Raw genomic sequence first — 14,151 nt, 5'->3', positions numbered from 1 at the left:
GGGACTCAAGAGCGCCCGCCATGCGTCGGATCGCCGCCCTGCTCGTCGTCCTGGCCGCCGGCTGCGCGCCGGTGCTGCCCGAGGACGCCCCGGCCGAGACGCGGCACGACCTCGTCCGCGCCCTGCTCGCGCACGGGTGGACGACCGAGCCCCTGCAAGCCGTCCGCCCCCAAGGCGTCATCGGCGAGGGCACGGCGTACATCGTCGAGGGCCGCACACTCGTCGTCTACGACTACGCCTCGGCCGCCCAGGCCGCGCGTGCGGTCGACCGCGACGCCGTCTTGCTGCGCCAGCGGGCGGCGGGCCAGGGCGTCCGCGTCTTCCGACGGCCCACGCTCGTGGTGCTCAAGGTCGGCCGCGAGCGGACGGCGTTCGACCTCCAACTGGAGCGGGTGCTGGCGGGGCCCCTGCTGGCGGCGCGGCGCTAAGGCGGCGGGAAACGGACGGACGGCAGAGGGGCGGTGGAGCCTCCGAGGAGACGTGGGACGGGGGCAACGACGGGCGCGGCTGGTTGGTTGTGGCAACAACCAATTAGATCCCCTCCCACATGTCCCTCACCGACCAGCTCGCCGCCGCCAACATGGCCAACCGGGCCCAGATCCCCGCCCCCGCCCTCGCGGTTATCGACCGTGCCACAGCGGCCCTCACCGCCGCCGACCCGACGGCCGGCGCCGTCTCCGTGGGCGACTCGGCGCCCTCGTTCGAACTGCCCAACGCCATCGGCCAGACGATCCGCCTCGGTGACCTGCTGGCGCAGGGCCCCGTCGTGCTGACGTTCTACCGCGGCGGCTGGTGCCCGTACTGCAGCCTGGAACTCAAGGCGCTGCAGGACGCGCTCCCTGCCATCACCGAGGCCGGCGCCCGCCTCGTTGCCATCTCGCCGCAGACGCCCGACGCGACGCTCTCGACGGCCGAGAAGAAGGCGTTGTCGTTCGACGTCCTCAGCGACGTCGGCAACGCCGTCGCCCGGGAGTACGGCCTCGTCTTCGAGGCGCCCGCCGACCTTGTCGAGACCTACCAGGGCTTCGGAATCGACCTCGAGGCGGCGAATGGCGACGCCACCCACGAGCTCCCCATGCCCGCCACGTTCGTGATCGACCTCGACGGGACGGTCCGGTACGCCTTCGTCGACCCGGACTACACCCAGCGGGCCGAGCCGGCCGACGTCGTCGCGGCGCTCCAGGCGCTCGGCGTCGTCGCCTGACCGGGCAGGGCCGGCGTCAAGGACTTCTCGCGAGGGGGCTGCGCGGGCGTGTGGCCCCCTCGTTGCGTTTCCGGTGAGGGCGGAACGGGGGTCTCGCCGGAAAGGTTGTTACGACAGACACCTCTCCCCTCCCCCATGCTCCTCTCCCCCTTCGCCCTCGGCCCGCTCGCCCTCCCCAACCGCGTCGTGCTGGCGCCGCTGACCCGGAGCCGCCACGAGGACCAGACCCCGACCGCGCTCGCGCCGACCTACTACGCCCAGCGCGCGTCGGCCGGGCTGATGATCGCCGAGGCCACGCAGATCTCGCCGCGCGGCCAGGGCTACCCGCAGACGCCCGGCATCTACACCGACGCGCAGGTCGAGGCGTGGCGCGAGGTCACCGACCTGGTCCACGCCGTCGGCGGGCGGATGGTGCTCCAGCTGTGGCACGTCGGCCGCGTGTCGCACTCGTCGTACCACGACGGCGCGCTCCCCGTCGCGCCGTCGGCGATCCCCGCCGAGGGCAAGGCCATGACGCCCGATTTCCAGTTCGTCGACTTCGAGACGCCCCACGCGATGACGACCGACGAGATCGCCGAGACCGTCGCCGACTACGGCCGCGCGGCGCGGCTCGCGAAGCAAGCCGGGTTCGACGGCGTCGAGATCCACGCGGCCAATGGGTACCTGCTCGAGCAGTTCCTGTCGTCGGGCTCGAACGAGCGGACCGACGCCTACGGCGGGTCGCTGGAGAACCGGCTCCGCATCGTTCGCGAGGTGACCGAGGCCGTGCTGGCCGAGTGGCCCGCCGAGCGCGTCGGCGCCCGCATCTCGTTCGGCCAGGGCACAAACGGCGTGACCGACGCGAACCCCCAGGAGACGTTCGCGGCCGTCGCCCAGCTGTTCGGCGACGCCGGTCTGGTTTACCTCCACGGCATCCGCGTCGGCCCGGACGCCGGCTACGACGCCGTCCAACTCATGCGCGACCACTTCCCGGCCGCCGTCATCGCGAACGGCGGCTACGACCGCGAGAGCGGCGAGGCCGAGCTCGCGCGCGGCGCGGCCGACCTCATCTGCTACGGCCGCCCGTTCCTGGCCAACCCCGACCTGCCGATTCGCTTTGCCGCCCAGGCCGCCGGCCTCGACGCCGGCCTCAACGAGCCTGACTCCGACACGTTCTACGGCGGCGGCGCTGAGGGCTACACCGACTACCCGATCTGGGACGGCCTCGCCGTGGAGGAGGCCGAGTTGGCGAAGGCCGCCTGAGCCACCCGTCCGACACCAGAGGCCGCCGCTCCCACTCGGGGCGGCGGCCTTTTTTTGTTGGCCGCGCGCCGGAGGTGCGGCCCGATACCCGGCATCGGATTACCCGTCGGCGGTCCCCAACCGGATGGTCGCCGTGTGCTCGGCGCCGTCGGAGACGAGCGGAATGCGGGCCGTCCCGTCGTCGACCGGCACGGCCTCCCCGTCGGCCTGGGCCGACCTCGCGCCGCCCGGGCCGTCGCGGACGACGCGGACGGTGTAGACCGTGCCGCGCGCGTCGGTCCGGTAGCGCAGCGTGTAGCCGGGCCAGTCGTCCGGGACGCGGGGCGTCAGGCACAGGGCCTCGGCCTCGCGGCGGAGCCCGAGCAGCGTCTCGACCGAGACGCGCCACATCCAGCCGGCCGAGCCGGTGTACCACGTCCACCCCCCGCGCCCGACGTGGGGCTCGACGGAGTACACGTCGGCGGCGACGGCGAACGGCTCGGTCTTGTAGGTGTCCGCTGCGTCCTGGGTGCGCGCGTGGTTGACCGGCAGGATCATGCGGAGCAGGTCGGCCGCGCGGTTCGGCCGGCCGCCCTCGGCGAACGCGCGGACGGCCCACAGCACGCCGTGCGTGTACTGCCCGCCGTTCTCGCGGACGCCCGGGAGGTAGCCCTTGATGTAGCCCGGGTCGTGGTCGGTCACGTCGAACGCCGGGGTGAGCAGGCGGATCAGCCCCGCGTGCTCGTCGACCAAGTGCTGGTCGACGGCGTCGAGCACCTGGTCGGTGCGGTCGCCCGCGACGTCGGACAGGATGGACCAGCCCTGGGCGATCGCGTCGATCCGACACTCGTCGTTCTGGGCCGAGCCGAGCGGCGTGCCGTCGTCGTAGAACGCGCGGCGGTACCACTTGCCGTCCCAGCCGTCGGCGTTGAGCGCGCGAACGAGGTCGTCGCGGTAGGTCTGGTAGCGGGCGGTACGTTGGCGGTCGCCGCGGGCCTCGGCGATGGGGATAAACCGCTCCAGGATGTGGGCGAGGAAAAAGCCGAGCCAGACGCTCTCGCCCTCGCCCTCATTGCCGACCCGGTTCATGCCGTCGTTCCAGTCGCCCGAGCCCATGAGCGGGATCCCGTGGCGGCCCTTCGTCAGCGAGATGTCGATGGCGCGCGCGGCGTGCTCGTAGATCGAGCCCGACTCGCCCGACGGCTGTGGCGTCAGGAACACCTCGTCCTCGCCGGGCTCGAGGGCCCGGGCGGACAGGAACGGCGCGTCCTCGTCGAGGAGTGTCTCGTCGCCCGTCGTCGCGAGCGTGAAGGCCACGGCGTAGGGCAGCCACAGCAGGTCGTCCGAGAACCGGGTGCGGATGCCGGCGCCGGTGATCGGGTGCCACCAGTGGAGGACGTCGCCCTCCTCGAACTGGTGCGCGGCGTTTTTCAGGATCTGAGCCCGCGTGAGATCCGGGCGCGCGTAGACGAGGGCCAGGCTGTCCTGGAGCTGGTCGCGGAAGCCGTACGCCCCGCCGCTCTGGTAGAACGCGCTCCGCCCCCACAGCCGGCACGACAGGTTCTGGTAGAGCAGCCACCCGTTGACGAGCACGTCGAGGTCGGGCGCGGGTGTCTCCACCTGGACGGCCCCCAGCGTCTCTTCCCAGAACGCCGTCACCTCGGCGAGCGCCAGGTCGGCCGCCTCGGTCGTCGCGTAGCGCGTGACGAGCGTCCGGACCTCGGCGACCGTCTTGGCCTGGCCCAGCAGGAACACGACCTCGCGCGTCTCGCCCGGCGCCAGCGCGAGCGGGACGTGGACGGCGGCGCACGGGTCGAGCCCGGTGTCGAACGACCCGTCGAGCAGACCGCCGGCGGCGACGGCGGCCGGCGCGCTCGCGTGCCCGTTGCGGCCCAGGAACGCCGCCCGGCTCGCGGACACCGACGCCACCTCGGCCCCGGCGACGGCCACGAACGCCAGCCGCTGGCCGTACGTCTGGTTGTACGGGTTGTGCGCCAGCATGGCCCCGGACTCGGCGTCGCGTTCGACGATCACGTACGGCGCGTTCGGCTCGCGGCGCTCACCGAGGACCAGCTCGGCGTAGCGGTACAGCGACAGCTCGCGCGGCGCGTCGGAGGTGTTCGTGATCCGCAAGCGGACCAGCTTGACCGGGTCGCGCCGGGGCACGAACGCCGTCGTCTCGGTCTGGAGGCCGCCCCACGCCGTCGTCCACGACGTCGCGCCCCAGCCGTGGCGCGTCTCGTAGGGCGCGGGCGCGGGCGCCGGGCGCGGGGTCGGCGTCCAGAACACGCCGGCCGCGTCGTCGCGGAGGTAGATGGCCTCGCCGGCCGGGTCGGTCACGGGGTCGTTCGACCACGGCGTGAGCTTGTTCTGCTGCGAGTTCCGGGCCCAGGTGTAGCCCTCCCCGCTCTCGGTCGCCGTGAACCCGACAGCCGGGTTGGCGACCACGTTGATCCAGGGGAGCGGCGTCCGCGTGGCGGCGTCCCCGCCGGTCTGGCGGACGACGTACTCGCGGCCGTCGTCGCTGAACCCACCGTAGCCGTTGTCGAACTGGAGCGGCTCGCGGTCGGGCGCAGGCGTCTGGGCGTGGATCTCCGCCCCCGCCAGCCGGGCGGGGGCTTCGGCGTCCGTCGCGGGGACGGCGGCCGGGAGCGCGCGCTCCGGGCGCGCGAGGTCGGCGGCGATGTCCTGGGCGTCGATCTGCAGGGGTGCACCGTCCGCCTCGGGCGCCGTCGCCGACGCCAGCAGGCTCGGCACCTCGCCGTCGAACACGGCGCGGGCGGCGGTCAGGAACAGCGTCAGGTCCTCGGCCGGCATCCCGTCGGAGCGCCGCAGGAAGACGCCGCCGCGCTGGCCGAGCAGCCCGCGCACCGGCGAGCCTTCGACGGCTTGCGTGAGCGCCTCTTGCAGGCTGTCGGCGTAGCTCGGCGGGTGCTCGTTGAGGACCACCACGTCGACCTCGAGCCCGCGGCGGCGCCAGAAGGCGTGCATCCGGAGGAGCAGCCGGAAGGCGTCGAGCTGCTCCATCCGGGCGATCCGGAAGACCACGATCGGCAGGTCGCCGGAGACGCCGTACGCCCAGAGCCCGGACTGCGGCCGCACGTTCCGCTCGCGGACGGCCGCGGGCGACGCCAGCCGGGGGTCCGCGTAGAGCAGGCGCCCCGCCAGCTCCTGGGCGTTGAGGGCCTCCTCGCCGGTCAGCCCGAGGTGGCCGAGCTCGACGAGCCCGTACGTCGACGCCAGCTCGAAGGCGCGCTGGGCGGCGTCGGGGTGGTCGTAGCGCTCGGCGAGCCGCTCGGCCTCCTCGCGCGAGTCGGCGATGGCCAGCGAGAACACGACGCGCGCGGTCTGCTTGGGCTGGAGCGTCACGATCCGCCGCAGCGAGACGACGGGGTCGAGCACGGCCCCGGCCGTCCGCGACAGCTTGGCGCCCGGGTCGAGCGCGGCCGGCGCGTCGAGCGTGCGCCCGCGGCCGACAAAGCGCATCCGGTCGGTCTCGTACTGGAGCGGCGTCTTGACGCCGCGGTCGGCGCGCGCCAGCCCCTTGTCGGCGACGGCGTGGACCAGCCACCGCCGCACGTCGTCCTCGGCCCGGGGCCGGCGCGTCGCCAGCAGGGCGTTGTTTTTGGCCAGGTACTCGGTCTCGACGAACAGCTTCGAGAACGCCGGGTGGCCGAGGTCCGCGACCGGCGACTGGAGCACGACCTCGGCGTAGCTCGTCAGCTCGATCGTCCGGGGCCGGTCGGCGTAGTTCGTCACCGTCACCCGGCGGACCTCGACGTCGTCCTCGGGCGAGACGACGACCTCGGTGAACGTCTCGATCCAGTCGTCGACGCGCGCCGTCTCGACCTTGTTGAGGTGGAGCCAGACGTCGTAGCGGTCCGGCGGCTCTGCCGAGCGCACGGGCTGCTCGGTCGCCGACCAGAACCGCCCGGTCTCGACGTCGCGGACATAGACGAAGAACCCGTCGGCGTCGCGCGTGCGGTCGCCGTGCCACCGGGTGAGGGCGACGCCATTGGCGCGGGAGTACCCCGTCCCGGCCGTCGTGAGCAGGGTCGCGTAGCGGCCGTTCGACAGAAGGGCGGCGTGCGGGGCCGGCTCGTCGGGCGCCCCGCCGCCGGCAAAGTGCTCGACGCGGGCCTCGACGGGCGCGATCTCGACGGGGTCCACCTCGTTCTCGTCGAGCGGGTGCGGGTCGACCTTGTCGACGACGGTCGGCACGCGCTCCTGCAGCAGGATCTCGACCGAGCGGACAAGGGGGTCGCGGTGGAAGCGGTCCTGGAAGCGCCCGCCGTCGAGGACATTCGCGACCGCCAGCAGGCCCATCCCCTGGTGGTGCGCCATGTACGACCGGACGATCGAGGTCGCCTCGCCCGAGGTCCGGCTCGGCGTGTAGTCGACGGCCTCGTAGTAGCCGAGGGGTCCGAAGGCGCCGGCGGCGTCGAGCTTGGCGAGGTTCGAGAGCGCGCGGTCGGGGCGGACGAGGAGCGCGAGCAACGTCGAGTACGGCGAGACCACGTAGTCGTCGCCGAGCCCGCGCTTGAGGCCGAGGTACGGGACGCCGAAGGCGCGGTACTGGTAGGTCAGGTGGAGGTCGAGCAGGGCGTAGCCGCTCTCGGAGATGCCCCACGGCCGGTCCTTGGTGCGGCCGTACATCCGCTGGAGCGAGACGGCGTTGTAGCACGCGTCGGCGAGCAGCGTCCGCTCGTAGAGCCGGGTGTAGATCGCCGGCATGAGGTACTCGAACATGGTCCCGCTCCACGACAGGAGTGCGCGCCGGGCGCGCGTCACGCGCGTGGGGCGGCTAAGGTGGAACCAGTGCTCGGGCGGGGCCTCGCCCTTGGCGATGGCGAGCAGCGACGCCAGCCGCGCCTCGGACGCGAGCAGGTCGTAGGTGTACGGGTCCTGCCGGGCCATGCCCGCGTCGTAGCCGATGCGGAAAAGCTGGCGGTCGGAGTCGTAGAGCGGCCGGAAGTCCATCTCGCCGACGAGTCGGTCGGCGCGGTCGGCGAGCGCGCGGGCGGCGTCGACGAGCGCCGCGAGCGCCTCGCGCGAGGCCTCGAGGACGGCCCGCGCCGGGGCCCCCAGCTCGCCGTCGAGCGCGAGCCCGGTCCGGACTGCCAGCCCGCCGAGTGTGGTCGCGGCGTCGAGGTCGGCGGCGACGGCCGAAGGCAGGACGTCGGTCGTCAGCCACGGCGCCAAGGCCTCTAGCTCGTCGACGTAGGCGCGGCCCTGGTCGGCGAAGGCGGCGGCCCACTCGCGCGTGGCCTCGGGCTCGTCGGCGACGGCGGCCGCGAGCGCGGCGCCGCGCCGGGCCAGCTCGCCGAGGCGGCCGTGCCAGCCGCGGACGCCAGCGGGCGCCCGCTCCGCCAACACCCGGGCCACGGCGTCGTGCGCGTCCCGGGCCGGGCCGGTCGTCACGGCTACCTCGGCGAACGTGTCGCGGAAGCCGTCCAAGAGGCGCGCGCCCGGCCACCGGGCCTCCGTCACCTCCAAGAGCCCCTGCTTGAGGGCGATCAGCGCCCCGGCGAGGTTGCCCGAGTCGACCGTCGAGACGTAGCGCGGGGCCATCACGTCGCCGGTCTCGGTGCTGTACCAGTTGTAGAGGTGCCCCTGGTAGCGCTCCAGCGCCTCGACCGACGCCAGCATCGCCTCGATGCGCGCGACCTCCTGGGTGCGCGTGAGGTAGCCGAGGTCGCGGGCGGCCTGGACGGCGTTGAGCGCCAGCCCGATGTTGGTCGGCGAGGTCCGCCGCGCGAGCCCCTGGGCGGGCTGCACCTGGAGGTTGTCCGGCGGGAGCCAGCGGTCGCGCTCGGTCAGGACCTCCTCGAAAAAGCGCCACGTCCGCCGCGCGACGGTCCGCAAGCGGACCCGGTCGTCGCCGGTCAGCCGGTAGTCCTCCCGCTCGACGGGCTGGCTGACCGACCGCGCGATCCAGGGCGCGGCGATCCAGGCCGCCGCGAAGGGCAGCGCCGTGATCCAAGCGATCGGCTCCGCAAGCGTCACCGACGCGAGCACGACCGCGCCCCACCCGACCGACGCCCACATCGAGCGCGGCACCTCACGCGTGGACTCCTCGGCCTGCTGGGCCGTCGTCCATTCCAAGAGGTTGGTCTTCGAGACCGTCATGCGCCACAGCGTCCGCGCGATGGCGTCGAGCATGACGACCGACTGGTGGGCCAGGAAGGCGACCGACAGCCCGATCTGGCGGGCGTGCATCACGGCGTCGGCCCAGAGCACGCGGAGCCAGCTCGACGTGACGGTGTCGTGCGGCTGGAACAGGACGCCGTGGGCGGCGGGCGCGTAGATCGGGAACGCCAGCACGAATAGCGCGATCAGCGTCCACACAAACGGCGAGCCGGGCAGGACCGTCCACGCCAGCAGCAGGAAGACCAGCAGCGCGGGCGGCGTCAGGCTCCGGCGCAGGTTGTCGAACAGCTTCCACCGGCCGACGACGGACAGCGGGTTCTTTTTCCACGTGTCGCGGGCGTCCTTGACGCGCGGCAGCAGCCAGGGCAGCAGCTGCCAGTCGCCCCGCGCCCAGCGGTGCTGGCGGAGCGCGAACGAGGCGTAGCTCGACGGGAAGTCGTCGAAGACCTCGACGCCGGTCGCGAGCGCGGCGCGGGCGTGGTTGCCCTCAAGAAGGTCGTGCGACAAGACCGAGTTCTCGCGGACGGCGCCGTCGAGCGTCCGCCGGAAGGCGTCGACGTCGTAGAGCCCCTTGCCGGTGTAGATGCCCTCGCCGAACAGGTCCTGGTAGGCGTCCGAGACCGCCGTCGTGTAGGGGTCGACGCCCGGCCGGCCGGCGTAGACCTGGGCAAAGAGCGTCTGGCGCCCGCTCTCGGGCGAGATCGAGACGCGGGGCTGGAGCACGCCGTAGCCCCGGACGACGCGGCCCTTCTCGGGCGAGGCGTGGGGCCGGTTGAGCGGGTGCGCCGCCGTCGCCACGAGCGCGCGCGCGCCGTCGGGCGTCGTCCGCGTGTCGGCGTCGAGCGTCAGCACGTAGCGGACGGCGTCGCCCTCGGTCGCCGCCCGGAAGTCGCCCTCGACGGCGACGTAGGTGGTCTGGGCGTCGGGATCGCGGAGGAGGTCGTTGAACTCTTCGAGCTTGCCGCGCTTGCGCTCCCAGCCCATCCAGACGCCCTGCGCCTCATTCCACAGCCGCTCGCGGTGGAGCAGGAAAAAGCGGTCGCCGAGGTCGGCCCCGTCGCCCTGGGCGCGGGCGGCGCGCGAGCGCTCGTTGAGCCGGCGGATGGCCCCGCGGGCGGCCGCGACCGTCGCGTCGTCGCCCGGGACCGTCTTGGCCGGGGCGTCGGCCCAGTCGGTGAGCAGGGCGTAGCGGAGCGCGGCGTCCGGGTTGGCGAGCGCATGGACCTCCAGCCGCTCGGCCATCTCGCGGGCGTGCGCCGGCGACGTGATGAGGGTCGGGACCACGACGAACGTGCGCACCTGGCTGGGGATGCCGTCCTCGTACGCCAGCCGGGGAAGCTGGCGGGGCGGCAAGAACCGGACGACGTTCCAGTTGACGAACGTGACGGCAAAGTCGAGGAGCGGCAGGAACGCCGCGGCGACCGTGAGCGCGAGCCACCCGGCGTCGGCGCCGCCCGCGTCGGCCACGCGGACGGCCGCCAGCAGGCCGAGCGCGGTGACCGTCGCGATCCCGCCCAGGTAGACCGCCGTGGGGCGCCGCTCGGCGAGCCAGTACAGGCGGCGGCTGAGCCGGGCCCGGTAGCCGGCCGCCTTGCCGAGCGTGCGGACTCCCTCGCCGACGAGCCAGTAGCCGACGTGGTCGGTCGCGGCGCCGCCGGGGTCGGGCCCCGCCTCGGCGGCCTCGCGGGCCAGCGCCAGCGCCCGCTCGGCGACGCCGAACTCGGTCTCGACCGAGCGCCGCGCGATCCGCTCGGTGACGTGGCGGTAGGCGTCGCGCGTGGCCTTGTCCATCGCGGCGTAGACGCCCGCCGGGTCCTCGCGCAGCGTCTGCTCGACGGCCGAGAGCCGCTCGACGACGGCCGTCCAGTCGGCCTCGGCCGCCGCGCGCAGCGAGCCGACGGCGTTCGCGATGGAGCCGCGCCACTGCGTCTCGCGCTGGGTCTGGATGCGCTCGACGTCGTCGAGCGAGAGCCGCCGGGCGCGCAGGCGGTGCTCCACCCACGCCATCGCCAGCGGATGGCCACCGCGGGCCTGGACGGCCGCCGCCAGCGCGAGCGCGAACGGCCCCGACAGCGGGGCCTGCTCGCGGGCGACCGTCGCGAGGTAGCCGCCGACCTCGTCGGGGCCGTCGAGTCCGTTCACGTGGACGGCGACGTCCTCGGCGGCCTCGCGGTCGCGGCGGGCCTCGCGGAGCGGCCGCGCCAGCGACGCCACGCGCTGCGCCAGCACCACCCGGAGCATCATCGGCAGGGCCCACAGCTCGGCGAGCGTCAAGAGCTCGACCTCCTGGAAGCCGGCCACGAACAGCTCGAGGTGCTCCGGGTCGACGCCGTTGTCGGCGTGCTCGGCCAGGCTCTCGACGATCTCGTAGACCCGGGGGAGCCCTTCGTAGGGCCCGGCGGTGAGCTTGGGGAGCACCCGGTAGTACGCCCGGGGGATGGCGGCCTCGGCGTCGCGCGCTTGGTCCCGCAGGATGTGGTAGTTGTCGAGCAGCCACTCGGCCGCCGGCGTCAGCGTCTCGCCCTGACGGCCGGCCTCGGCGAGCGCGCGGTAGGCGTCGGCGAGGTCGCCGAGCGCGTCGCGCAGCAGGGGCCGGAGCGGGCGGCCCCGCGACGGGTCCATCTCAACGGCCTGCGTCCGCGCCAGCCGCCGGGCGTGCTCGGCAAGGTGGACCGGCTTGAAGAGGCTTTCGACGGTCGGTCCGGGCACGGAGAGAAGGGGGGCGAGGGGCGGCAAGCTAGACGCTCCAGAGGTCCAGATTCGGCGGCCGGCGGAGACCCGGGGGTGCCCCTACCCGTCGCCGAGCCAGCCCCCCGTGAACCCGCACCGCCGCAGGCCGTCCACGATCGGCGCACACGTCCGCATGAGGGCCCAGATGAGGCCCGTCCGGTGGTTCTCGGCCGCGAGCACGATGGGCCCCTGGTTGAGCGCGTAGTGGTGGTCGGAGACCCAGGCGCCGCCGGTCTCCGTCGGGAACGTCGGGTTGAACGACGCCTCGAAGCCGAACCGGTCGGCGCGGGCGGGGTGGGTGCGGGCGAGGCACGCGAGGCAGTCCAGCACGGCGTCCGGCGCGAACGGCAAGCTGGCGAGCGCGGCCCACGGCGCCAACGTCCCGTCGTCGGGGCCGAACGGCGCCCCCCGGGCGCGGTACCCCCAGAACCGCCGCTCGCGGCCGTCAACGGGGCGGATGCCGGGGCCCGGGCCGTCGCTCGCGGTCAGTCCCCAGGCGTCGGGGCCGTAGCCGGCGAAGCCGCGCGGGTTGCGGCGGGCGTACTCGCGGTGGATGAGCGTGGCGCGGCGGCTGTTCTCGAAGTAGTCCGTGGGGCTCGCGAGCCGGGCGCTGGCCTCGCGCATCGCGGCGTCGCGGAGCCCGCGGAGGTCGAGCCAGAGGTGCGGGAACTGGTGGATAAAAAGGGGCCCGGCGTAGAGCACGTCGTGCTCGTAGATCCGCTTCCAGCGGTAGCCGCGCGTCGAGGCCTCGAACGAGGCGCCCGGGATGGGGTGCGTCGGCGAGCCCGCCGCCAGCACGTACAAGATCAGCGCCTCGGTGTAGCCCTCCCACCGGTAGCGTAGGAACCCGCGCTCCGGGGTCCACCCCATCGTAACGGTCTCGCCGCCGTCGCGGGCCCAGTCCCAGTCGACGGCGTGGTAGATCGCCTCGGCGCCCGCCCGGATCTCGGCCTCCGCGTCGTCGGGCCCGTCGAAAAAGGCGGCGGCGCACAGCAGCCCGGCCGTCAGCAGCGCCGTGTCGATCGTCGAGAGCTCGCTTTTCCACGCGCGGCGGCCTTGGGCGACGTCGAGAAAGTGGTAGAAGAACCCCCGATGGCCGACGCCGTCGCGCGCGCCGTCCTGGGGGGCGTCGCGGAAAAAGCGGACGGCCGCGAGGGCGATCTGGGCCGCCGCCGCGCGGGGCACCCACCCCCGCGTCACGGCGACCGCCAGCGACGAGAGGCCGAGCCCGACCCCGGCGATGGACGCCGGGCTGTCCGGGAGCGTGCTGTCGACGACCAAGCCGTTCGACCAGTTGGTCTCGCGCGCGAAGTAGTCGAACGAGGCCCGGTGGACGGCCTCCAGGAGGGGAGCGGAATCGGACAGAGACGTGGCCATGCGCGCGCGGAGAGGCGCGGGAACGGCACGGCGCGCGCGCGGGTCCTCCCGGCCCCACCCCGGCCTCCATGCCCCGCCTCGTGCTCGCCCTCGCCCTCGCCCTCGCCCTCGCCCTTGCCGCGTGCGGTCCGGATCTCGCCCACCCCTCGGACCGCGAGGTCGACGCCCGCGTCGCCGACGCGACGGCGCGGCTGGAGGCCTCCGACGCCGGGCGGCGCGTGCTCGCGGCCATCGACGCACACGGCGGGCTGGCGCCGTGGTATGCGTTGGGCCCCCTCCGCTTCCGCTACGCCTACACCCGCCTCGACAGCACGGGCGCACCAGCCGGCGACGCGCTCGACACGCACCAGCTTGTCGACACGTGGAGCGCCCGCGCCGTCCACACGCTGGCGGCCGACACGTCCGTCTCGTTCGGCTGGACCGGGGCGCAGGCGTGGGCCCGCCCGGCCGGCGCCGAGCTCCCGACGGACGCGCGGTTCTGGGCGCTCACGCCGTACTACTTCGTGTCGGTCCCGTTCGTCTTCGCCGACCCCGGCGCCCGGCTCGCGCTCGCGCCGCCCGACACCGTCGAGGGCCGGGCGGTCGACGTGGTACGCGTGACGTTCGAGCCGGGCACGGGCGACGCGCCGGACGACTACTACGACCTGCTGCTCGACCCGGCGACCGACCGCGTCGTCGGCGTCCGCTACGTCGTCTCGTACGGCCCCTTCAACCCCGACGGCGGCCACACGCCCGAGACGCTCATGCTCTACGACGGCGCCCAGACCGTCGGCGGGGTGACGGTGCAGGAGGGGTTCCGCTCGTTCCTGTCGGCGAGCGGCCAGCCCAAGGCGCGCGGGATGGTGACGGATCTCCAGAGTGTGCCCGAGACGCCTGCGTCGGCGTTCGGCGTCCCCCCGGGCGCCGAGGTGCTGCCGGACCTCTAGCGCTCGGGGCGGCGCGACCTACAACCGCTCGCGCTGGCGGACGGCCCCGCCGACGACGAGCCCGGCGGCGATCAGCACCACGTTTTTGACGATGTACTGGCCTTCCAGCGTCAGCGCGACCGCGTCGAGCGGCGACACGAAGGGCCACGTCGAAAAGCACACCTCGGGGAGCACGACGAACGGCAGGAACGTGCCGGGCATCTGGAGCGCCAGCAGCAGCAGCGCCGCACGGACGGTCGGCCGCACCATCAAGAGGGCGCCGATCGCGATCTCCCACACCGCCAGCACGGTCAGGAAGCCGTCGCCGAACGGCGCTGTCGCACGGACCAGCTCCTCGGCGGGGCTGAGCCCGGGGACGAGCTTGAGCGCGCCGAACCAGACAAAGACGAGGCCGACGGCGTAGCGGAGTAGGCGGATGCCCCAGCGGTCCATCCATCCAGCGATGCGGGCGTCGAGGCGGTCGATCGTGAGGGCAGTCATGGCCGTGGGCGAGGGTGGAGACCGTGAGACGCGGCGCGCGGGCTCGCGCCGCGAACGGGCCGG

7 protein-coding genes are annotated in these 14,151 nt (G+C 74.0%); 4 read left to right on the top strand and 3 right to left on the bottom strand.

All coding sequences use genetic code 11. The annotated features are described in order from the left end of the window. Positions 1–20 precede the first annotated feature (20 nt). The 3 genes from ACLIRP_RS02990 to ACLIRP_RS02980 all read left to right on the top strand — a co-directional run bounded on the left by ACLIRP_RS02990 (position 21) and on the right by ACLIRP_RS02980 (position 2,446). The gene (locus tag ACLIRP_RS02990) at positions 21–428 is read left to right on the top strand and encodes a hypothetical protein (RefSeq protein WP_412062475.1); all 408 of its coding nucleotides are present in this window, start codon (positions 21–23) and stop codon (positions 426–428) included. Between the two features lie 119 nt (positions 429–547). Beyond that, the gene (locus tag ACLIRP_RS02985) at positions 548–1,204 is read left to right on the top strand and encodes a peroxiredoxin-like family protein (RefSeq protein ID WP_412062474.1); all 657 of its coding nucleotides are present in this window, start codon (positions 548–550) and stop codon (positions 1,202–1,204) included. Positions 1,205–1,339: 135 nt separating this feature from the next. Continuing rightward, positions 1,340–2,446: an alkene reductase gene (locus ACLIRP_RS02980; RefSeq protein ID WP_412062473.1), complete on the top strand. Its 1,107-nt coding sequence runs from the start codon at positions 1,340–1,342 to the stop codon at positions 2,444–2,446. Positions 2,447–2,545: 99 nt separating this feature from the next. Here the strand turns inward: ACLIRP_RS02980 and ACLIRP_RS02975 are convergent, their stop codons facing one another. Both ACLIRP_RS02975 and ACLIRP_RS02970 read right to left on the bottom strand, forming a co-directional pair. Further along, on the bottom strand, positions 2,546–11,284 hold the full coding sequence (locus tag ACLIRP_RS02975; protein WP_412062472.1) for a GH36-type glycosyl hydrolase domain-containing protein: 8,739 nt from the start codon (positions 11,282–11,284) through the stop codon (positions 2,546–2,548). Positions 11,285–11,365: 81 nt separating this feature from the next. Continuing rightward, the gene (locus tag ACLIRP_RS02970; RefSeq protein ID WP_412062471.1) at positions 11,366–12,682 is read right to left on the bottom strand and encodes a glucoamylase family protein; all 1,317 of its coding nucleotides are present in this window, start codon (positions 12,680–12,682) and stop codon (positions 11,366–11,368) included. A gap of 68 nt (positions 12,683–12,750) precedes the next feature. On the opposite strand from ACLIRP_RS02970, the gene ACLIRP_RS02965 reads away from it, so the two are divergent. Next, a complete protein-coding gene (locus tag ACLIRP_RS02965) occupies positions 12,751–13,608 on the top strand; it encodes a hypothetical protein (RefSeq protein ID WP_412062470.1) in 858 nt (285 codons plus the stop codon). Positions 13,609–13,626: 18 nt separating this feature from the next. Here the strand turns inward: ACLIRP_RS02965 and ACLIRP_RS02960 are convergent, their stop codons facing one another. After that, positions 13,627–14,088 (bottom strand): hypothetical protein, encoded by a 462-nt coding sequence (locus ACLIRP_RS02960; RefSeq protein ID WP_412062469.1) that lies wholly within the window; start codon positions 14,086–14,088, stop codon positions 13,627–13,629. Between the last annotated feature and the right edge of the window lie 63 nt (positions 14,089–14,151).

Origin of the sequence: Rubrivirga halophila, assembly GCF_046845755.1 — a bacterium.
Lineage (GTDB): Bacteria > Bacteroidota > Rhodothermia > Rhodothermales > Rubricoccaceae > Rubrivirga.
Note: the sequence above shows the minus strand (reverse complement) of the source record. Positions and strands in the feature narration are given on the sequence as shown.